Consider the following 20537-nt stretch of genomic DNA (forward strand, 5'->3'; position numbering starts at 1 on the left):
GCTACCTTCGGTTGCCGGGCGCGCGATGACTCACGGTATAAACCCGGCCATGAATCGCCAGCTTACGCCTCGCCGCCTCGCCCTTGCAGCCTCTGTTCTTTCGGCCCTCTGGCTCGCCGGCTGCGGCTCCACCGGGTCGGTGCCTGGCCAGTTGAGCGGGGCCAGCGGCGATGTCGGCGCAGGCCCGGTGCCGCGCTCGTCGAGCGCTTCTTCCGCACGGGACTACCGCCGCGACGCCGCGCGCCACATCTACGAAACCAACCGCTCGCATATCTACAAAGGCCAGTTGCCGCCGGTGCTCTACGCCGTCGGCACGCTCGAGGTGAACATCGACGCGAGCGGCAAGGTGCGATCGATGCGCTGGCTGCGCGCTCCCAAGCATGCGCCCGAGGTGATCGCCGAAATCGAGCGCATGGTGCTGAAGGCCTCGCCCTTCCCGCCCGCGACGCGCCTGGGCACCGTCACCTGGACGGACACCTGGCTGTGGGACGAAAGCGGCCGCTTCCAGCTCGACACCTTGACCGAAGGCCAGCAGCAAGGGGACTGACCTCAGGAGCCGCGGTACGTGGAGTAGCTCCACGGGCTCACGAGCAGCGGCACGTGGTAGTGCTGGTCGGTGTGCGCCACGCCGAAGTCCAGCGAGACCTTGTTCAGGAAGTTCGGCTCCGGCAGCTTGACGCCGAGGGCCTTGAAGTAGCCGGCCACGTCGAACACCAGCCGGTAGGTGCCGACCTTCAGCGAGTTGTTGTCGTACAGCGGGCCGTCGCTTCGGCCGTCCGAATTCAGCTTGAAGCGCTTCACCAGCGTCGCGGCGTCGCCGTCGGTGGTGTAGAGCGCCACCTCCATGCCGGCCGCGGGGCCGCCATGCATCGTGTCCAGTACGTGAGTGCTCAGGCCCATGGGGCTCTCCTTGGAAATCCGAAAGAGTCGGATCGGTGGGTGCGGGAAATTCCGGTGGACAAAAGTGTATACAGTTACCGGCTTTGGGTCTATCATGAAAAACATGGAGTCCTCCACCACCCGTTCGATCGTCGATGCCCTCACGAAGGCCATCGTCGAGCACCGGCTTCAGCCCGGCACCAAGCTGGCCGAGCAGAAGCTGGCAGATCATTTCGGCGTTTCGCGCACGCTGGTGCGCCAGGCGCTGTTCCAGCTGTCGCAGAACAAGCTCATCCGGCTCGAGCCCGCGCGCGGCGCCTTCGTGGCCGCGCCGGCGGTCGACGAGGCCAAGCAGGTGTTCGCCGTGCGCCGCATGCTCGAGGCCGAGATGACGCGCGAGTTCGTGCGCACCGTCACGCCGGCCAAGATCAAGGCGCTGAAGGAGCACGTGGCGCTCGAGAAGTCCGCCGTGTCCGGCGAAGACATCTCGGGCCGCACCGAGCTGCTGGGCGACTTCCACGTTCGCATGGCCGAGCTCATGGGCAACCAGGTGCTGGCGCAGATCCTGGGCGAGCTCATCTCGCGCTGCGCCCTCATCACGCTGATGTACCAGAGCGCCAGCGCGGCCGAGCACTCCAACGACGAGCACGCCGACATCGTGAAGGCGCTGGCCGCGCGCGACGAGGAGCGCGCCGTGCGCCTCATGACCGAACACCTCGAGCACGTCGAGGCCAACCTCACCTTCGACCGCAAGGTCCCGACCAACGACATCTCGCTGGCGCTGTCCTGATCCACACAATGACCGTCTACGACTCCACCCTGCCCTACCCGCGCGACCTGATCGGCTACGGCCGCAACCCGCCCCATGCGCAATGGCCCGGCGGCGCGCGCGTTGCCGTGCAGTTCGTGCTGAACTACGAGGAAGGCGGCGAGAACGCCACGCTGCACGGCGACGCGGGCTCCGAGCAATTCCTCTCCGAGATGTTCAACCCGGCGAGCTTTCCCGACCGGCACATCAGCATGGAAGGCATCTACGAGTACGGCTCGCGTGCCGGCGTGTGGCGCATCCTGCGCGAGTTCGAGAAGCGCGGGCTGCCGCTCACCGTGTTCGGCGTGGGCATGGCGCTGGAGCGCTACCCCGAGCTGACCGCCGCCTTCAAGGAGCTGGGCCACGAGATCGCCTGCCACGGCTGGCGCTGGATCCACTACCAGAACATCGACGAGGCCACCGAGCGCGAGCACATGCGCCTTGGCATGGAAGCCATCGAGAAGCTCACCGGCGAACGCGCCGTGGGCTGGTACACCGGCCGCGACAGCCCGCGCACCCGCCGCCTCGTGGCCGACTACGGCGGCTTCGAGTACGACAGCGACTACTACGGCGACGACCTGCCCTTCTGGATGAAGGTGCAGAAGACCGACGGCACCGTGGTGCCGCAGCTCATCGTGCCCTACACGCTCGACTGCAACGACATGCGCTTCGCGCTGCCGCAGGGCTACTCGCACGCCGATCCGTTCTTCCAGTACATGAAGGACACCTTCGACGTGCTCTATGCCGAAGGCGACCCCGCCGGCGACAACAGCCCGAAGATGATGAGCATCGGCATGCACTGCCGCCTGCTCGGACGCCCCGGGCGCATCACCGCGCTGCAGCGCTTCCTCGATCACATCGCACAGCACGACAAGGTGTGGGTCTGCCGCCGCGTCGACATCGCGCGCCACTGGAAGCAGGCGCACCCCTTCGAAGCAGGAGCCGCATCGTGAGCCTCACCATCGCCCAACTCAACGCCGCAGCGCCGGCCGAAGCCGTCGCGCTGCTCGACGGCATCTACGAGCACTCTCCCTGGATCGCCGAGCGCGCCCTCGCCGCGCGCCCCTTCCGCTCGCTCGCGCACCTCAAGCACGCGCTGGTGCAGGCGCTGGCCGGCTCGTCCGCCGACGAGCAGATCGGCCTGATCCGCGCCCACCCCGAGCTCGCCGGCAAGGCGATGGTCAGCAAGACGCTGACGGCCGAATCGACCAACGAGCAGAGCAAGGCCGGCCTGACCGACTGCACGCCCGAGGAGTTCGCGAAGATCCAGCAGCTCAACGCCGACTACAACGCGAAGTTCGGCTTTCCCTTCATCCTCGCGGTGCGCGGCCCGCGCGGCACGGGGCTGGCCAAGCGCGAGATCATCGAGACCTTCGCGCGCCGCCTGCACAACCACCCCGACTTCGAACTCGGCGAGGCGCTGCGCAACATCCATCGCATTGCCGAGATCCGCCTGGACGACAAGTTCGCAGCCGACATCACGCTCGGCAACGACGTGTGGGACTGGCAGGAGCAGCTCTCGGTGCACACCGACCCCGGCTACGCCGAGAAGGGCCAGCTCACCGTCACCTACCTGACCGACGCGCACCGCGCCTGCGCCGCGCAGATCTCGGGCTGGATGCGCGACGTGGGCTTCGACTCGGTGCACATCGACGCGGTCGGCAACGTGGTCGGCCGCTATGAAGCCGCAGGCTTCGTCGAAGGTTCTGGCGCCACGCCCGACGCCAAGACGCTGCTCACCGGCTCGCACTACGACACCGTGCGCAACGGCGGCAAGTACGACGGCCGCCTCGGCATCTTCGTGCCGATGGCCTGCGTGCGCGAACTCAAGCGCCAGAACAGGCGCCTGCCCTTCGCCTTCGAGGTGGTGGGCTTCGCCGAAGAGGAAGGCCAGCGCTACAAGGCGACCTTCCTGGGTTCGGGCGCGCTCATCGGCCACTTCGACCAGCGCTGGCTCGACCAGAAGGACGCCGACGGCATCACCATGCGCGAGGCCATGCAGCACGCCGGACTGAAGCAGGAAGACATCCCGAAGATCCAGCGCGACCCGGCGCGCTACCTGGGCTTCGTCGAAGTGCACATCGAGCAGGGCCCGGTGCTCACCGAGCTCGACCTGCCGCTGGGCATCGTCACCTCCATCAACGGCAGCGTGCGCTATGTGGGCGAAGTGATCGGCATGGCCAGCCACGCCGGCACCACGCCCATGGACCGCCGCCGCGACGCTGCAGCGGCAGTGGCCGAGCTGATCCTCTACACCGAGCAGCGCGCGGCGAAGGACGGCGACTCGGTCGGCACCGTCGGCATGCTCGAAGTGCCCAGCGGCTCCATCAACGTGGTGCCGGGGCGCTGCAAGTTCAGCCTCGACCTGCGCGCGCCCAACAACGCGCAGCGCGACGCGCTGGCCACCGACGTGGTCGCCGCGCTGAAGGACATCTGCGAGCGACGCGGCGTGCGCTACGAGCTCGAGGAAACCATGCGCGCCGCCGCCGCACCCAGCGCGCCTGCCTGGCAGCAGCGCTGGGAGAAGGCCGTCGATGCGCTGGGCATTCCGCTCTTCCGCATGCCCAGCGGCGCCGGCCATGACGCGATGAAGCTGCACGAGGTGATGCCGCAAGCGATGCTGTTCGTGCGCGGCATCAACTCGGGCATCAGCCACAACCCGCTCGAATCGAGCACCAACGACGACATCCAGCTCGCCGTGCAGGCCTTCCAGCTTTTGCTGGACAACCTCGCCACCGAACAAGCCCACTGATTCACAGAAGAAAAATCATGACCGACTACGCAAAGCTCGACGCCTGGATCGACGCCCACTTCGACGAGGAAGTGAAATTCCTGCAGCAACTGGTGCAGGTGCCCACCGACACTCCGCCGGGCAACAACGCGCCGCACGCCGAGCGCACCGCCGAGCTGCTGAACGACTTCGGCCTCGAAGCAGAGAAGCACGCCGTTCCCGCACAGGAAGTGAAGGACTACGGGCTCGAATCGATCACCAACCTGATCGTGCGCCGCAAGTACGGCAACGGCGGCCGCACCGTCGCCCTCAATGCCCACGGCGACGTGGTGCCGCCCGGCGAAGGCTGGACGCACGACCCGTACGGCGGCGAGATCGTCGATGGCAGCCTCTACGGCCGCGCCGCCGCCGTGAGCAAGAGCGACTTCGCCAGCTTCACCTTCGCGCTGCGCGCTCTCGAAGCGGTGGCCAAGCCCGCCAAGGGCAGCATCGAGCTGCACTTCACCTACGACGAGGAGTTCGGCGGCATTCTGGGCCCGGGCTGGCTGCTCGAGAAGGGGCTGACCAAGCCCGACCTGATGATCGCGGCCGGCTTCAGCTACGAAGTGGTCACGGCCCACAACGGCTGCCTGCAGATGGAAGTGACGGTGCACGGCAAGATGGCCCACGCCGCCGTGCCGGCCACCGGCATCGACGCCCTGCAGGGCGCGACGAAGATCCTGAACGCGCTCTACGCGCAGAACACGCTCTACAAGCAGGTCACGTCGAAGGTCGAGGGCATCACGCACCCGTACCTCAACGTCGGCCGCATCGAGGGCGGCACCAACACGAACGTGGTTCCGGGCAAGGTGGTGTTCAAGCTCGACCGCCGCATGATCCCCGAGGAGAACCCGGTCGAGGTCGAGGCGACCATCCGCAAGGTGATCGCCGACGCGGCGGCCGAGAGCGAGGGCATCACCGTCGACATCAAGCGCCTGCTGCTGGCCAACTCGATGAAGCCGCTGGCAGGCAACAAGCCGCTGGTCGACGCGATCCAGAAGCACGGCGGCGAACTGTTCGGCGAGCCGGTCAAGGCCATGGGCACGCCGCTGTACACCGACGTGCGCCTGTACGTCGAAGCCGGCATTCCCGGCGTGATCTACGGCGCCGGCCCGCGCACCGTGCTCGAATCGCACGCCAAGCGCAGCGACGAGCGCGTGGTGCTCGAAGACCTGCGCCGCGCCACCAAGGTGATCGCGCGCACGCTCAGCGACCTGCTCGCCTGATCGAACCGGCGGGCCGCCCGGCCCGCCTTGGCCTGCCTCGCCTCAGCCCGCCCTGACGGACGCGGGCGCCGAGCGCGCGGCGGCCCACGCCATCACATCCGGCAACGGCGCGGGCCGCGCGAGGTGATAGCCCTGCACCAGCCCGCAACCCAGGTTGCGCAGCACATCGAGCTCGGCCTGCGTCTCCACGCCCTCCGCAACCACCTGCACGCCCAGCGAGTGACCGAGCTGCACGATGGCATCCACCAGCACCTCGTTGCTCGGCGAGGACGACAGGTCGAGGATGAAGCTGCGGTCGATCTTGACCTGCCGCACGTATTCGCTGCGCAGCGACGCCAGCGACGAGAAGCCCACGCCGAAGTCGTCGACCACGATCGCCACGCCAGCGGCCGAAAGCGCGTTCAGCCGGCCGCGCGTGGCGTGGGTGTCGAGCGCCACTTCTTCCGTGATCTCGATCTGCAGCCGACGCGGGGCGATGCCGCGCAGCTTCAGCATGCCGAGCACGATGTCGTCCACCGCCAGCTGCGCCATCTCGCGCGGCGAGACATTGATCGCCACGGGCACGGCGGCCAGGCTCGAGCCGGCCGCCTCCAGCTGGCGCATGCCCCGGCAGACCTCGTCGACAAGGTGCCGCAGCAGCGGCTCGGCGACGCCGGTGCTGGCGGCCGCGGAGATCACTTCCTCTGGCGCGATATGACCGTGGCGCGGGTGGTTCCAGCGCATCAGCGCCTCGAGGCTGTGAACCTCGCTGCCGTCGCTGCTCATGATCGGCTGGTACCACACGCCGATGCCGCGCGAGCCGATGGCCTGCAGCAGGTCGCGCTCCACGTCGCGGCGCGTGGCCAGGCGCTGGTTGAGCGCGCCGTCGAAGACCTGGTAGCGGTTGCGCCCGGTGCACTTGGCCTCGTGCAGGGCCTCGTCGGCGAAGCTGATCATGTCGGCGACCTCGGCCTCGCCCGAGACGGAGATGCCGATGCTCACGCCCAGGTGGCCGCCGTAGTGCGCCGTAGCGAAGGAAATCGAGCGGATCAGCGCCTGCGCGATTTCGGGGGGCGCCTGCCGCTCGTCGCGCAGGCAGTAGAGCAGCGCGAACTCGTCGCCGCCCCAGCGGCCGAGCACGGCCTGCATTTCGGCGGTTTCGCGCTGCAGCCAGTGGGCCACGTCCTGCAGCACGCGGTCGCCCACCTTGTGGCCGAAGGCGTCGTTCACCGCCTTGAAGCCGTCGAGGTCCAGCAGCAGCAGGCCGTGCTGGCGGCCATCGGGCGCGGCGAGATGCAGGCTCGCCGCGTCGGTGAAGCCCTCGCGGTTGAGCAGGCCGGTGAGCGAATCGTGCGAGGCGCGGAAAGCCAGCTGCTGCGTCGCGTCCAGCGACTGCGCATGCGCCTTGCGCAGCTGCAGCGCCATGGCGGTGGCTTCGTTGCGGATACGGCTGCTCTCGCGGAAATTCCGGTCGCTGTGCAGCGCGCCGCGCACCAGCGCCGCGAGGTACAGCAGCACCATCGCCGCCAGGCTCAGGTTGTCGAAGCCGCCCGCGTAGGCCAGGCAACCAGCCACCGACAGCAGCGCCGGCGTGACGAAGCTGATAGGCACGAATGCATAAGCGATGCCGTAAGTGACCGCACCTGCGCAGATACCGCACACCACCGTCAGGTAGAACACCGCCTGCGGCGACGAGTAGCCGTTGCACAGCAGCGGAATGAGCGCCCACACGCAGCCCGACACCGCGGCCATGGCCGCCGCGACCCGCAGATGCCATTCGACCGGGCGAGCGTCCGGCGAGGTCGCGATGCCGTTCTCGGGCACGACGCCCGGCCACGGCGCGAAAGGCCAGCGGCAGATGTAGCTGCGCACCCCGTTCACCATGAGCGAAAGCAGCAGCCAGCACAGCCCCTCGAACGCGCGACCGGCGTTGAGGGCGACCAGCGCCGCGACGCAGCTCAGCACCACGTTGATGGGAATGGCCGCGAGCACGCTGCGGCGCACCGCCACCATCTGGTCGGTGCGCACCATGCGGGACAGCACCTGGTCGTCGACGGACGCAGTGAGCTGTGGGGAAGGCGCGCTGGGAATCATGAAAGCGCACAGTTTATAGAGCGCAGGCCGCATCGACGCCTTGTTGGTGCGTGGCGACAACGAACTTTCGTTCAACTTTCATCCGGGCGTCATCGCACCAACCCAGACTCGCGGCTTTCTTCGAGACGCGCACTTCAGGTGCGCGTCGTTTTTTTTCAGCCTGCCATGTCCAATCTTCCGACTGCTCTCCCGGCTTCCCTGCCTGCCCTGCCCTCCCTGCCCTCCCTGCCATTTCGCCGCACCCTGTTCTCCACGCTCGCCGTCGGCACCCTCATGCTCACCGGCTGCGGCGGCGGGGGCGGCTCCAGCGGCCCCGCTTTCTTCCCGACAACGCCCAGCACCCCGACCGCGGTTGCGCCCGCGCCGGCACCCGCCCCGGCACAACCGCCGGCCCCCGCCCCGACCGGCCGCTGGACCGTCGGCGACCTGCACATCCACACGATGCAGTCGGACGACACCCAGCAGATCTCCACGCTCGACCAGGTGCTGGCCAAGGCCTTCGACCAGTTCGGGCTCGACTGGGCCGCGATCTCCGATCACCTGCGCCTGTCTTCCTATGACAACGCCGGCAACAAGCTGGCCGCGCAGATTCCGTTTTCGGAAGGCATGGCCAAGTACCAGGTGCCGCGCATCAAGGCGCTGCAGGCCAGCGGCAAGTACGCCGACAAGACGATCTTCGCGGCCTTCGAGTGGGACATGCCCTCGCACGACCACGGCAACGTCGGCATCCTGACCGACAACCCCATGTCGGACGCCGCTCTCAAGGCCGCGAGCCAGTTCGAATACCTCTTCACCAACCGCGACCCGGCGCTTTTCCCGGCGGCGGATGTGGCCGCATGGGGTCCGAAGGCCGGCACCGGCTACAACACGCACGCCGAGACCATGGCCGCGATCGCCTGGCTCAAGAAGAACTTTCCCGACACCAGCTACCTGCAGATCAACCACCCCTCGCGCAACCCAGGCAAGTACACGATCGCCCAGTTGCGCGAGATGAACGACCTCGCGCCGAACATCGTGTTCTCGCTCGAAGGCATGGTCGGCAACCAGATGGAGCCCGACCGCGGCGGCTACAACAGCGCCTACATCGCAGCCAACCTGCCCTCGCGCACCTATGGCGGCGTCGACTACCTCGTCGCCAAGCTCGGCGGCACCTGGGACGCGCTGCTCTCCGAAGGCCGCCGCATCTGGAACGTGGCCGACTCCGACTACCACTTCACCGTCTCGCAAGGCCAGTACAGCAGCGGCTACGCGCCGGGCGAATACGCCAAGAACCACCTGTGGGGCGACGTCAAGGATCCGAAGTCGCTGCTCACGGCCATGCGCTCGGGCAAGCTCTTCGCGGTGAACGGCGGCCTGATCGACGCGCTCGACTTCAAGGTGCAAGGCACCAAGGGCACAGGCGAGATGGGTTCGGAGCTTGGCGCGAAGTCGGGCGAAGACCTGAAGATCACGATCCGCTTCAAGAGCCCCGAGCGCAACAACTTCGAATACCAGCTCGGCAGCGGCATCTTCGCCAACGTGAAGCCGGTGGTCGACCACATCGACTTGATCGTCGGCGACGTGACCGGCCCCGAGTTGGCAGGCACGCCGGGCTATTCGCGCGACACCAACCCGTCGACGCGCGTGCTCAAGCGCTTCACGCGCAGCGACTGGAAGCTCGACGCCGACGGCTACTTCGCGGTGAGCTATACGGTGAAGGCCGGCAACAACCAGTACTTCCGCCTGCGCGGCACCAATCTGGGCACCGACGTGCCCAACGAGACCGCGGGCGGCGAACCTCTGTTCGACGCACAGACCACGGGCACCGACAACGTGGCCCGCTTCAACGCGATCAATGCACGCAACTACAGCGACCTCTGGTTCTATTCGAACCCGGTGTTCGTGAAGGTCGCGGCGCAGTAAGCAGGCAAGCCGCGACCGGCATCCGCGACCGGGCCTGCCCCGGCTCGGATGCCATCGATTCCGGTGGAGCTCGATTGACCCGAGCATCGACGTTTGCGATGCTCGCCGGATGATCAACGAACTCAAGACCTTCATCGCGGTGTGCAAGCTCGGCACCTTCGCGGCTGCCGGCGACCGCATCGGCCTCACGCAGTCCGCCGTGAGCAGCCAGATGAAGCGGCTCGAGGAAGCCCTGGGCTTCGAACTCTTCGACCGCACGGGCCGCTCGGCCACGCTCAACGTCGCGGGGCAGACAACGCTGCCGCGGGCGGAAGAAATCTGCGCACTCTTCGCCAGCCTCGGCGAGCTTCCGGGCGGCGATGCGGCACAGGGGCTCATCCGGGTCGGCTCGATCGCCTCGGCGCAGCCCACGCTGCTGGCGCGCGCGCTGGAACGGCTGCGCAAATCGTTTCCACTCGTTCGCGTTCACGTGTCGCCCGGCGTCTCGATGCGGCTGATGGACGACCTGGATGCTGGCAAGATCGACGCGGCCGTCATCATCCGCCCGCCTTTCGGAATGCCCGCCGACCTGACGTGGCAGCCGCTGGTGCAGGAACCCTTCGTGCTGGCCGTGCCCAAGACGCTGCCCGCCACGAAGGACTGGCGGGCGCTGATCCGGCAGCAGCCTTTTCTTCGCTACGACAGGGCTTCGTTCGGGGGACGGATGGTCGAGGGCTTTCTGCGGCGCGAGGGACTTTCGGTCAACGACGCGATCGAGATCGACGAGATTCCCGGGCTGATCCATTTGGCCGCACGAGGCCTCGGCGTGGCGCTGGTGCCGATGGTAGAGGCGCACCTGCCGTTGCCGCCCGGGGTGCGCATCGTGCCGCTGGGCGATTCCACTTTCCACCGCGAGATCGGCCTGCTGCAGCGCAAGCCCCGGGCGAGCCCGCCGATGGTGGCGCACTTCGCCCAATGCCTGAGGGATGCGGCCGAGGCACCGCCGAACAAGCGCCCCAAGTAGGAGCGCCCGCGCCTCACTCCCCCGGGATGCGCGGCGGATTCAGCTCCACGCGCCGGGCCGCCTTCTTGCGCATGCGGATGTTGAGCATTTCCACGGTCAGCGAGAAGGCCATCGCGAAATACACGTAGCCCTTGGGCACGTGATTGTCGAAGCCCTCGGCCACGAGCACCACGCCCACCACCACCAGGAAGGACAGCGCCAGCATCTTGATGGTCGGATGGGCGGAGACGAAGCGGCCGATCGGGCCGGCGAACAGCATCATCAATAGCACCGAGGCGATCACCGCTGCGATCATGACGCGCACGTCGTCCACCATGCCCACGGCCGTGATGATCGAGTCGAGCGAGAACACAAGGTCGATGATCATGATCTGCAGGATCACCGAGGCGAAGGTCGCCTTGGCCGCGCTCTGCTTGTGTTCGTGCTCGCCTTCGAGCGACTGGTGGACCTCGCTCGTGCTCTTCCAGATCAGGAAGAGCCCGCCCAGGATGAGGATCAGGTCACGCCCCGAGATCTCCTGGTTGAACACGGTGAAGAGCGGCGCGACGAGGCCGACGATCCACGCGAGCACCAGCAGCAGGCCGATGCGCATGAACATGGCCATGAAAAGGCCGATGCGCCGCGCGAACTCCCGCTGGGCCAGGGGCAGCTTGTCGACCAGAATCGAGATGAAGATGATGTTGTCGATCCCGAGGACCAGTTCCAGCGCGGTCAGCGTGGCGAAGGCAATCCAGACCTGGGGATCGGAGAGAAGTTGGAGCATGGACGCGACTCGGTTGCGGCAACGCGCGGTCGGCGACCGCTGCGGGCGAGCGCATCTTAAGGGCGTGCCGGCGCCGCGCGCCAGCGTCCCCGCGCCTCATGGGCCATTGCGGATTCAGCGGGCGAACAGCGAGCCCAGATCGGCGAAAGACTTCATCTCGATGGCGTTGCCCGAGGGGTCGAGGAAGAACATCGTCGCCTGCTCGCCGGGCTCGCCCTTGAAGCGGATGTAGGGCTCGATGACGAACTCGGTGCCGCACGCCACGAGTTTGTCGGCCATGGCCCGCCACTGGTCCATCGGAACGATCGCGCCGAAGTGGCGCACCGGCACGGCGTGGCCGTCGACCTGGCTGCTCTGGTGGTGGCCGCATTCGTCGGGCGCCAGGTGCGCCACGATCTGGTGGCCGTAGAAATCGAAGTCGACCCACTCGGGGGCGCTGCGGCCTTCGGGGCATCCCAGCAGATCGCCGTAGAAGGCACGCGCCTCGGCGATGTCGCGTACGGGGAACGCGAGATGAAAGGGGATGCGGGTGTTCGTGCTGCTGCTCATGGAAGTTCCATCGGTTCGGGGATGGAGACGACTTTAGGCAGTGCTTCTCACAATCGAAAGCGATATGTTTTTCTTCTGAGCCACACGGATTTCGATGAATCGATCCGGCGGCCATCCTCGTGCGGTCGACCCAAAAGGGTGCGCGGCTCGACGGCTCCAGGTCGCGCCAGGAGCCGCCAAAGACCGGTTGCGCCACTTTCCGCCAGCCGGCGAAGTCCCTTCAGCCCCGGGAGCGCATCAGGGAATTTACGGATATATGATTCCCCGAATGGTCTTGATTGCGTTCATTTTTTGTATACAAATAACGCATCCGAAAAGCCGGCGCGAAATTTGCGTCAAAACGGGTCCCAATCCAACCCACTCGCACGAGGAAAGACCATGAGCACAGTCGTCAGCCAGGCCCCCGCGGGGGCAAGCGAAGCCGGCATTGCGCCGCACGCGGAATCGAACGCCCTCATCAAGCCCGGCTACCACCCGCGCCTGACCAACGAAGACCTCGCTCCGCTGAAGAAGCAGACCTGGGGCCAATACAACATCTTTGCCTTCTGGATGTCCGACGTGCACAGCGTGGGCGGCTATATCACCGCAGGCAGCCTTTTCGCGCTGGGCCTGTCGAGCTGGCAGGTGCTGGTGTCGCTGCTGGTGGGCATCGTGATCGTGCAGATCTTCTGCAACCTCGTGGCCAAGCCCAGCCAGGTGACGGGCGTGCCCTACCCCGTGGTGTGCCGCGCGCCCTTCGGCGTGCTGGGCGCGAACATCCCGGCCATCATCCGCGGGCTGATCGCGGTGGCCTGGTATGGCGTGCAGACCTATCTCGCTTCCGCCGCCTTCATGGTGCTGGCGCTGCACATGGCGCCGGGCCTGGCGCCGTACGCCGAAGTCACCAAGTACGGCTTCGCGGGCCTGTCCGCGCTCGGCTGGGTCGCGTTCATGGTCATGTGGGTGCTGCAGGCCTTCGTGTTCTGGCACGGCATGGACGCCATCCGCAAGTTCATCGACTGGGCCGGTCCCGCCGTGTACGTGGTCATGGCCATCCTGTGCGGCTGGCTGGTGTGGAAGGCCGGCTGGAGCAAGATCGACCTGAACCTGGGCGGCATCAAGTTCCAGGGCTGGGACGCGCTGCCCGTGATGCTCTCGGCCATCGCGCTGGTGGTGAGCTACTTCAGCGGCCCGATGCTCAACTTCGGCGACTTCTCGCGCTACGGCAAGAGCTTCGATGCGGTGAAGAAGGGCAACTTCTGGGGCCTGCCGGTGAACTTCGTGTTCTTCTCGCTGCTGACGGTCATCACCACTGCCGCCACGCTGCCGGTGTTCGGCGAGCTCATCACCGACCCGGTGCACACCGTGGGCAAGATCGACAGCACCACCGCCGTCGTGCTGGGCGCGCTGACCTTCATGATCGCCACCATCGGCATCAACATCGTCGCTAACTTCGTCTCGCCGGCCTTCGACTTCTCCAACGTCGCACCGCAGCACATCAGCTGGCGCACGGGCGGCATGATCGCCGCCGTGGGCTCTGTGTTCCTCACGCCGTGGAACCTCTACAACAGCCCCGAAGTCATCCACTACACGCTCGACGTGCTGGGCTCTTTCATCGGGCCGCTGTTCGGCATCCTCATTGCCGACTACTACATCGTGCGCAAGCAGCGCATCGACGTGGACGCGCTCTACAGCATGAGCCCCAAGGGCGAATACTGGTACAGCGGCGGCTACAACCCGAAGGCGATCCAGGCGCTGGTGCCGGCGGCCATCGTGCCGATCCTGTGCGTGATGGTGCCGACGCTGCGCGGCGCCGCCAACTACGCGTGGTTCATCGGCATGGGCCTGGGCTTCATCATCTACGCCGTGCTGAACCGCAACGACAAGACTTGAACTTCTAGAGAGAAAGAAAGGGACCGCGCCGTGCGCATCAAGATCATCAATCCCAACACCACCTGGAGCATGACCGAGAAGATCGGTGCCTGCGCCCGAGCGGTGGCGCACGCCGGCACCGAAATCGTCGCCGTGAGCCCGGCCATGGGGCCGGTCTCCATCGAGAGCCATTACGACGAGGCCCTCGCCGTTCCGGGCCTGCTGCAGGAGATCGCGGCGGGCGAGCGCGAGGGCATCGACGGCTACGTGATCGCCTGCTTCGGCGACCCGGGCCTGAAGGCCGCGCGCGAACTCGCACGCGGCCCCGTGGTGGGCATCGCCGAGGCGGCGATGCACCTGGCCAGCATGATCGGCAGCCGCTTCAGCGTGGTAACCACGCTGGGCCGCACCATCGGGCAGGCCTGGCACCTGGCCGAGATCTACGGCATGGAGCGCTTCTGCGCCAACGTGCGCGCCTGCGAGCTGCCGGTGCTCGAACTTGAGGAGCCCGGCTCGCGGGCCCGCGAGCGCATCGTCGAAGAATGCCGCCGCGCGCTGGAGGAAGACGGCACCGACTGCATCGTGCTCGGCTGCGCCGGCATGACCGACCTGTGCGAGCACATCGAGGGCGTGCTGGGCGTGCCGGTGATCGACGGCGTGGCCGCCGGCACCAAGCTCATCGAGTCGCTGGTGACGCTGAAGCTGCGCACAAGCAAGCGCGGAGAGCTCGCAAAGCCCCTGCCCAAGCCCATCATTGGTGCGCTCGAGGGATTCACCCTCGCGCGGTAGGCCACAATCCGCGAATGCCCCGCGCCAGTTCCAAACCTTCCGTTTCCCCTGCTGCTGCCGTCGTTCCGGACGAGAACGGCGCAGCCGCGACCGACAAGAACAGTTCCATCGAGAGCATCGCCAACGACATCGCCACCGCGATCGTCGAGAAGCGCCTGCCGCCCGGCACCTGGCTGCGCGAAGAGGCGCTGGGCCGGGTGTACTCGGTGAGCCGCACCAAGGTGCGCGCTGCGCTGCTGATGCTGTCGAAGGACAAGCTCATCGAGATGATTCCCGACAAGGGCGCCTTCGTGAGCCAGCCCTCGGTGGAAGAAGCCCGCGAGGTCTTCGCGGTGCGCCGCATCCTCGAGAGCGAAGTGGTGCGGCTCTTCATCGCCGGCGCCCGGGCGCGCGACTACCAGGTGCTGGAGCAGCACATCAAGTTCGAGCGCACCGCGCTGCGCCAGACCACCACCACGGGCACCGTGCGCGAGAAGCTGCTGGGCGACTTCCACGTGGCGCTGGCCGAGGCCACCGGCAACCGCACGCTGGCCGAGCTGGTGCGCGAACTGGTGGCGCGAAGCTCGCTAATCGCCATGCTGTACCACTCGTCGAACGACCCGCACTGCTCGTCGGACGAGCACGCCGAGTTCCTGCGCCTGTGCCGCAAGGGCGACGTGGAAGCCGCCGTGACGAGCATGATCGAGCACCTGGAGCGCATCGAGGCCAGCCTCGAGCTCGGCACCGACAAGCCCGACCGGCAGCTCGACCTGGTCAAGGCCCTGCTGGCCTGACAGCGAAGGAGCAGGCGGCCATGCGCAAGAACCTCGGCCTCGCGCTGCGCCAGATGCGGCTGCTGCGCGGCATCAAGCAGACGCACTTCGCGCAGCTGATGGGCGTGAACCAGGCGACCGTGTCGCGCTGGGAACGCGGGCAACTCGCGCTCTCCCCTTCGCAGCAGGCCATGGCGCACCGGCTGCTCGCGGCGGCATGCGACCCGGCTCAGGATGCCGCGCTGAAGCGGCTGGTCGAATCGTCCACGCGCAAGGTGCACCTGGTCTGCGACCGCACGCACCGGCTGCTGGCGGCCTCGCCCTCGCGCCAGGCCGAATGGCGCGCCGACGCCAGCGAGTTCATGGGCCGTTCGCTGATCGGCTACGCCTCCAGGGAGATCCTGGAAGCCGAGGCCACTCTCGAAGCACTGGGCTGGCACGCGGGCGAGCTGGCGTCGCTCGAGGTCGCCACCGGGCCGAATACCGACCGGATCGTCCCGATCGTGTCCGGCCGCGTGCTGTGGGAGCGCATCGTGCTGTCCGACGGACGCGCGGGGCGCATCGTCACCACCATCGCCTGACCACATTGCCGGCAGGGCCGGCAGGTGCTGCTGTCACATAAGTGGGGCATGCTGTAGTTCAAAAGGGCTACTCGCTAGTTTTTTCTTCCGCGCGAGGGCCGCCGACGAACAATCACCACAGCATGCCCCGGCACCCCCTGCCCCGCGCCAAACCGCATCCTGCGATCGCCCCGTTCTTCCAGCCCATCGTGGATCTGCGCCAGGGAACGATCTTCGGTCACGAGGCCCTGATCCGCGGCGGCGCAGGCAATGCACTCCCCAACCCCGAAGCACTGCTTGCGCAGGCGGCCGCCGAGTCGAGGCTGACCGGCTTCGAGCTGCATTGCGTCGAATCCGTCTTCGCCCACTGGGGCCGGCTGACCAGGCCGGGGCGCCTCTTCGTGAACATGAGCGCCGACACCCTGATCGAGGCCATGGATGCATCGGACGGCCCGTGCTGGCTCGAGCGCATGCTGGCGAGCCACAGCATCGCGGTGCGCGACCTGACGGTGGAGCTCACCGAGCAGAGCGCCGCGGGCGATGAAGAGGCGCTGCGAAGGGCCGTCAAGGCACTTCACGCACTGGGCGCGTACATCGCGCTCGACGACTTCGGCGAGGGCCATTCCAATCTGCGGCGCTGGAAAGACCTCCAGCCCGACTACGTCAAGATCGACAAGCTGCTGACCCAGGGCATCGCAGACTGCCCGCAGAGCGTGGCGCTGGTCCGCGCCATCGTCGGGCTCGGCAACGCGATGGGCAGCGAACTCATCGCCGAGGGCGTGGAAAACACCAAGGACCTGCGGGTGCTGCGCGACCTCGGCATCGCCCAGGGCCAGGGTTTCCTGTTCGGCCTGCCGGCGCCGGAACTGCTGCCGGCCCTGCCCGAGCCCGTGGCCGCCTCCATCAGGGACACCCGCATCGCGGTGATGCCGCATGCGCCGCAAACATCGCAGCCCAATGTGCTGCGCAGCCTCTCGGTCATCCAGGCGCCGGCGCTGAACCCGCAGACACCGGTCGACGAGGTGGCCGCGGTCTTTCAGAAGCACCCGCAGTTGCATGCGCTGGCCGTGGTCGACGGCGGAACGCCCGTCGCGCTGATCAACCGGCAGTCGTTCATGAACGACTACGCGCGGCTGTATTTCCGCGAAGTGCACGGCCGACGTCCCTGCCTGGTCTACGGCAGCAACACGCCCCTCATCGTGGAGCGTGAGGAGAACGTCGAGAGCCTGCTCGGCATCCTGATGTCGGAAGACCAGCGCTATCTGAGCGAAGGCTTCATCGTGACCGAGAAGAAGCGATATGCGGGCCTTGGCACTGGCGACCAGCTCGTGCGCGCCGTCACCGAGGCGCGCATCGAGGCGGCGCGGCACGCCAACCCGCTGACCTCGCTGCCGGGCAACATCCCCATCAACATCCACATCGCGCGGCTGCTCGACAGCGGCGCCAATTTCGCCGCCTGCTATGCGGACCTGAACAGCTTCAAGGTGTTCAACGACCACTACGGCTACTGGCGCGGCGACGAGATGATCCTGCTGCTCGCGCGGCTGGCGACGCAGCACGCCGATGCCCACCGCGACTTCGTCGGCCATATCGGCGGCGACGACTTCCTCATGCTGTTCCAGAGCCCCGACTGGCACCGGCGCTGCGCCGGGCTGATCGACGAGTTCAACCGGCAGGCGCCCGGCCTGTACGACGAGGCCGACCGGCACTCCGGCGGCATCGAAGGCGAGGATCGGCACGGTGTCGTCCGGTTCACGCCCTTCGCCACGCTGGCGATAGGCGCGGTGCGAATTCCGCCCGGCATGTTCAGGCACGCGGAAGACGTGGCCAGCGAGGCCGCCATCGCGAAGCACGACGCCAAGCAGGCGGCCTCCGGGCTCACGGTGCGGGAAGCGCGGCCGCGCGCCTGACGCGCGCATAACTTATGCGTGGACGGTCCATGCGGCCGAAGCTAGTCTTGCGGCCATGACCATCCTGATCACCGGCAGCGCCGGGCACCTCGGCGAGGCCCTGATGCGCACACTGCGCTCGACCTCGCAGGACGCACGCGGCATCGACATCGCCTCCTCCGAATTCACCGACCGCACCGGCTCCATCGCCGACCGAGCCTTCGTGCGCGACTGCATGAAGGGCGTGCGCACCGTCATCCACGCGGCCACGCTGCACAAGCCGCACGTGGCGACGCACAGCCTGCAGGAGTTCGTCGACACCAACATCACGGGCACGCTGGCGCTGCTCGAGGAAGCGGTGGCCGCGGGCGTCGAATCCTTCGTGTTCACGAGCACGACCAGCACCTTCGGCTCCGCGCTCACGCCCGCCGAAGGCATGCCGGCCGCATGGATCACCGAGGACGTGACGCCCGTGCCGAAGAACATCTACGGCGTGACCAAGACATCGGCCGAGAGCCTGTGCGAGCTGTTCCACCGCAGGCAGCGCCTGCCCGTCGTGGTGCTGAAGACATCGCGTTTCTTTCCGGAGGAAGACGACGACGCGACCGCGCGCAGCCTCCACTCGCTGGACAACGCGCAGGCCAACGAGCTGCTGCATCGCCGCGCCGACATCGAGGACGTGGTGGAAGCGCATCTTCTCGCGGCCCGGCGCGCGCCGCGCATCGGCTTCGGCCGCTACATCGTCTCAGCCACCACGCCCTTCACGAAAGACGACCTGCCGATGCTGCGCGAGAACGCGACCGCTGTGCTGCGCCGCCTATTCCCCGAGGCGGATGCGCTCTATGCAAGGCAGGGTTGGACGCTGCCCGCGCAGCTCGATCGCGTCTACGTGAACGAACTGGCGCGGCGCGATCTCGGATGGCAGCCGCGCCATGACTTCGCTCATGTGCTGCGCTGCCTGCGCGAAGGCCGCGATTTCCGCAGCCAGCTTGCGCGCGACGTGGGCAGCAAGGGCTATCACGCCGAGGTTTTCGACGAAGGCCCGTACCCCGTCGCATAGCAAAAAAGGGCGGAGCAAGGCCCCGCCCCGGATACGGGTTTTCCTGAGTCTGGATTGTTGCATAAGTTGTATACAGTTTGGCGTACACAAACAGGTGTGCGCATGCCGAGCCGCGTCGCGCGCCTTCTTTCTCTCGCCGCAGCAGGAGACACACGATGACGGCCGAAAGCTCCCTCTCAACAGTCCATCCCGTGGACCAGCGGCTGCCCACGGGCAAGCTCGCGGCCCTCGGCCTGCAGCACGTGCTGGTGATGTATGCGGGCGCCGTCGCGGTGCCGCTGATCGTCGGGCGCGCGCTCAAGCTCAGCCCCGACGAGGTCGCCCTGCTGATCTCGGCCGACCTGTTCTGCTGCGGCATCGCCACGCTGATCCAGGCGCTGGGCGCCACGCAGTTCTTCGGCATCAAGCTGCCGGTGATGATGGGCGTGACCTTCGCCTCCGTCGCGCCGATGGTGGCCATTGCCAACGCCAACCCCGGCCAGAGCGGCGCGCAGCTTCTCTTCGGCGCGATCATCGGCGCGGGCGTGGTGTCGATACTCATCGCGCCGCTTGTCAGCCGCATGCTGCGCTTCTTCCCGCCGGTGGTCACCGGCACCATCATCGCGGTCATCGGCATCAGCCTGATGCGCGTGGGCATCAACTGGATCTTCGGCAACCCCGTGGGCCCGACCGCCCCCGCGCTCGTCGACCCGGTCTATGCGAAGTGGCTCGCCGAAGTGACATCGCCCGGCAGCTCCATTCCCGCCGTGCCCAAGGGTTTCGCGATCATGCCGACGGTGCCCAATCCCAAGTACGCGGATCTCTCGGGCTTCGGCGTGGCCGCGCTGGTGCTGGTGTCGATCCTGCTGATCGTGAAGTACGCCAAGGGCTTCGTCGCCAACATCTCGGTGCTGCTGGGCATCGTGATCGGTGCAGTCGTGGCCTCGCTCACCGGCCTCATGACCTACGAGAAGGTGGGCAAGGCCGCGTGGGTCGATATCGTGCTGCCCTTCCACTTCGGCATGCCGCAGTTCGACCCGATCCTGATCCTCACCATGACGCTCATCATGATCGTCGTGATGATCGAATCGACCGGCATGTTCCTCGCGCTGGGCGAAATGACCGAGCGCAAGATCAGCCAGAAGGACCTGGCGCGCGGCCTGCGCACCGACGGCCTGGGCACGCTGATCGGCGGCATCTTCAACACCTTCCCCTACACCAGCTTCTCGCAGAACGTGGGCCTCGTGGCCGTCACCGGCATCAAGAGCCGGTACGTGTGCGTGGCCGGCGGCATCATCCTGATCGTGCTGGGCCTGCTGCCGAAGATGGCGGCGCTGGTCGAGTCGCTGCCCACGGTGGTGCTCGGCGGTGCGGGCCTCGTGATGTTCGGCATGGTGGCCGCCACCGGCATCCGCATCCTCTCGGGCGTGGATTTCAGGAACAACCGCCACAACGCGATGATCGTCGCGGTCTCTCTCGGCATCGGCATGATTCCGCTGATCGCCCCCAACTTCAAGCAATGGATGCCGCACGCCATCCACTCGCTGATCGAGTCGGGCATCCTGCTGGCCTCGATCGCTGCGGTGCTGCTGAACCTGTTCCTCAACGGCGCGAAGCACGACGAGAGCGCAGTCATCGCGGCTGCGAAGCACGCCGACGCGCACTGAACAAGTTCTCCCCCAGG

Annotated in this window: 18 protein-coding genes; 14 read left to right on the forward strand and 4 right to left on the reverse strand. The window is 67.1% G+C overall.

The window, feature by feature from the left end:
* The first annotated feature begins 49 nt into the window (after positions 1–49).
* Positions 50–547, forward strand: a complete 498-nt coding sequence (locus SFB74_RS23950; protein WP_432726808.1) for a hypothetical protein — start codon at positions 50–52, stop codon at positions 545–547.
* Between the two features lie 2 nt (positions 548–549).
* Here SFB74_RS23950 and uraH read toward each other — a convergent pair whose 3' ends face one another.
* Positions 550–900 (reverse strand): hydroxyisourate hydrolase, encoded by a 351-nt coding sequence (gene uraH, locus SFB74_RS23955; RefSeq protein ID WP_432726809.1) that lies wholly within the window; start codon positions 898–900, stop codon positions 550–552.
* Positions 901–994: 94 nt separating this feature from the next.
* On the opposite strand from uraH, the gene SFB74_RS23960 reads away from it, so the two are divergent.
* From SFB74_RS23960 to SFB74_RS23975, 4 genes are read left to right on the forward strand one after another with little or no spacing between them, the layout of a single operon-like run.
* Positions 995–1669, forward strand: coding sequence for a GntR family transcriptional regulator (locus tag SFB74_RS23960; protein WP_093058863.1), 675 nt, complete (start codon positions 995–997; stop codon positions 1667–1669).
* An 8-nt stretch (positions 1670–1677) separates the two neighbouring features.
* Positions 1678–2640 carry an allantoinase PuuE gene (gene puuE, locus SFB74_RS23965; RefSeq protein ID WP_432726810.1) on the forward strand — a complete coding sequence of 321 codons (963 nt, stop codon included), beginning with the start codon at positions 1678–1680 and terminating at the stop codon, positions 2638–2640.
* The gene (gene uraD / locus SFB74_RS23970) at positions 2637–4439 is read left to right on the forward strand and encodes a 2-oxo-4-hydroxy-4-carboxy-5-ureidoimidazoline decarboxylase (RefSeq protein WP_432726811.1); all 1803 of its coding nucleotides are present in this window, start codon (positions 2637–2639) and stop codon (positions 4437–4439) included. The genes puuE and uraD overlap by 4 nt, the downstream gene beginning before the upstream one ends.
* A 17-nt stretch (positions 4440–4456) precedes the next feature.
* Positions 4457–5683 (forward strand): M20 family metallopeptidase, encoded by a 1227-nt coding sequence (locus tag SFB74_RS23975; RefSeq protein WP_432726812.1) that lies wholly within the window; start codon positions 4457–4459, stop codon positions 5681–5683.
* Between the two features lie 42 nt (positions 5684–5725).
* Here SFB74_RS23975 and SFB74_RS23980 read toward each other — a convergent pair whose 3' ends face one another.
* Complete coding sequence (locus tag SFB74_RS23980) at positions 5726–7756, reverse strand: putative bifunctional diguanylate cyclase/phosphodiesterase (RefSeq protein ID WP_432726813.1); 2031 nt, start codon at positions 7754–7756, stop codon at positions 5726–5728.
* Between the two features lie 165 nt (positions 7757–7921).
* Between SFB74_RS23980 and SFB74_RS23985 the strand changes: the two genes are divergently transcribed.
* Positions 7922–9658, forward strand: a complete 1737-nt coding sequence (locus SFB74_RS23985; RefSeq protein ID WP_432726814.1) for an S-layer protein — start codon at positions 7922–7924, stop codon at positions 9656–9658.
* 109 nt (positions 9659–9767) lie between these two features.
* Entirely contained in the window at positions 9768–10661 is an 894-nt protein-coding gene (locus SFB74_RS23990; RefSeq protein ID WP_432726815.1) for a LysR family transcriptional regulator, read from the forward strand.
* 13 nt (positions 10662–10674) lie between these two features.
* On the opposite strand, the gene SFB74_RS23995 is transcribed toward SFB74_RS23990, so the two are convergent.
* Positions 10675–11424 carry a TerC family protein gene (locus SFB74_RS23995; protein WP_432726816.1) on the reverse strand — a complete coding sequence of 250 codons (750 nt, stop codon included), beginning with the start codon at positions 11422–11424 and terminating at the stop codon, positions 10675–10677.
* A gap of 114 nt (positions 11425–11538) precedes the next feature.
* Positions 11539–11916, reverse strand: a complete 378-nt coding sequence (locus SFB74_RS24000) for a VOC family protein (protein ID WP_432731986.1) — start codon at positions 11914–11916, stop codon at positions 11539–11541.
* Between the two features lie 435 nt (positions 11917–12351).
* Here SFB74_RS24000 and SFB74_RS24005 point away from each other — a divergent pair, with 435 nt between their 5' ends.
* From SFB74_RS24005 to SFB74_RS24035, 7 genes are all read left to right on the forward strand, one after another.
* Complete coding sequence (locus SFB74_RS24005) at positions 12352–13845, forward strand: NCS1 family nucleobase:cation symporter-1 (RefSeq protein ID WP_432726817.1); 1494 nt, start codon at positions 12352–12354, stop codon at positions 13843–13845.
* A gap of 30 nt (positions 13846–13875) precedes the next feature.
* Positions 13876–14613, forward strand: a complete 738-nt coding sequence (locus SFB74_RS24010) for an aspartate/glutamate racemase family protein (protein WP_432726818.1) — start codon at positions 13876–13878, stop codon at positions 14611–14613.
* Between the two features lie 14 nt (positions 14614–14627).
* Positions 14628–15386, forward strand: coding sequence for a GntR family transcriptional regulator (locus SFB74_RS24015; RefSeq protein ID WP_432726819.1), 759 nt, complete (start codon positions 14628–14630; stop codon positions 15384–15386).
* A 20-nt stretch (positions 15387–15406) separates the two neighbouring features.
* Positions 15407–15946, forward strand: a complete 540-nt coding sequence (locus SFB74_RS24020) for a helix-turn-helix transcriptional regulator (protein WP_432726820.1) — start codon at positions 15407–15409, stop codon at positions 15944–15946.
* A 122-nt stretch (positions 15947–16068) separates the two neighbouring features.
* Positions 16069–17835, forward strand: coding sequence for an EAL domain-containing protein (locus SFB74_RS24025; protein ID WP_432726821.1), 1767 nt, complete (start codon positions 16069–16071; stop codon positions 17833–17835).
* A gap of 55 nt (positions 17836–17890) precedes the next feature.
* Positions 17891–18874, forward strand: coding sequence for an NAD-dependent epimerase/dehydratase family protein (locus SFB74_RS24030; RefSeq protein ID WP_432726822.1), 984 nt, complete (start codon positions 17891–17893; stop codon positions 18872–18874).
* Between the two features lie 155 nt (positions 18875–19029).
* Positions 19030–20520, forward strand: coding sequence for a nucleobase:cation symporter-2 family protein (locus SFB74_RS24035; RefSeq protein ID WP_432726824.1), 1491 nt, complete (start codon positions 19030–19032; stop codon positions 20518–20520).
* The last annotated feature ends 17 nt before the right edge of the window (positions 20521–20537 follow it).

The organism is Variovorax xiamenensis (genome assembly GCF_050916385.1).
Lineage (GTDB): Bacteria > Pseudomonadota > Gammaproteobacteria > Burkholderiales > Burkholderiaceae_C > Variovorax.

Coding starts and splice junctions, on each gene's coding strand:
- SFB74_RS23985 (WP_432726814.1), top strand. CDS start 7,922: ATGTCCAATCTTCCGACTGCTCTCCCGGCTTCCCTGCCTGCCCTGCCC.
- puuE (WP_432726810.1), top strand. CDS start 1,678: ATGACCGTCTACGACTCCACCCTGCCCTACCCGCGCGACCTGATCGGC.
- SFB74_RS23960 (WP_093058863.1), top strand. CDS start 995: ATGAAAAACATGGAGTCCTCCACCACCCGTTCGATCGTCGATGCCCTC.
- uraH (WP_432726809.1), bottom strand. CDS start 900: ATGGGCCTGAGCACTCACGTACTGGACACGATGCATGGCGGCCCCGCG.
- SFB74_RS23980 (WP_432726813.1), bottom strand. CDS start 7,756: ATGATTCCCAGCGCGCCTTCCCCACAGCTCACTGCGTCCGTCGACGAC.
- SFB74_RS23995 (WP_432726816.1), bottom strand. CDS start 11,424: ATGCTCCAACTTCTCTCCGATCCCCAGGTCTGGATTGCCTTCGCCACG.
- SFB74_RS24025 (WP_432726821.1), top strand. CDS start 16,069: ATGCCCCGGCACCCCCTGCCCCGCGCCAAACCGCATCCTGCGATCGCC.
- SFB74_RS23975 (WP_432726812.1), top strand. CDS start 4,457: ATGACCGACTACGCAAAGCTCGACGCCTGGATCGACGCCCACTTCGAC.
- SFB74_RS24035 (WP_432726824.1), top strand. CDS start 19,030: ATGACGGCCGAAAGCTCCCTCTCAACAGTCCATCCCGTGGACCAGCGG.
- SFB74_RS24015 (WP_432726819.1), top strand. CDS start 14,628: ATGCCCCGCGCCAGTTCCAAACCTTCCGTTTCCCCTGCTGCTGCCGTC.
- SFB74_RS23990 (WP_432726815.1), top strand. CDS start 9,768: ATGATCAACGAACTCAAGACCTTCATCGCGGTGTGCAAGCTCGGCACC.
- SFB74_RS24020 (WP_432726820.1), top strand. CDS start 15,407: ATGCGCAAGAACCTCGGCCTCGCGCTGCGCCAGATGCGGCTGCTGCGC.
- SFB74_RS24030 (WP_432726822.1), top strand. CDS start 17,891: ATGACCATCCTGATCACCGGCAGCGCCGGGCACCTCGGCGAGGCCCTG.
- SFB74_RS23950 (WP_432726808.1), top strand. CDS start 50: ATGAATCGCCAGCTTACGCCTCGCCGCCTCGCCCTTGCAGCCTCTGTT.
- SFB74_RS24005 (WP_432726817.1), top strand. CDS start 12,352: ATGAGCACAGTCGTCAGCCAGGCCCCCGCGGGGGCAAGCGAAGCCGGC.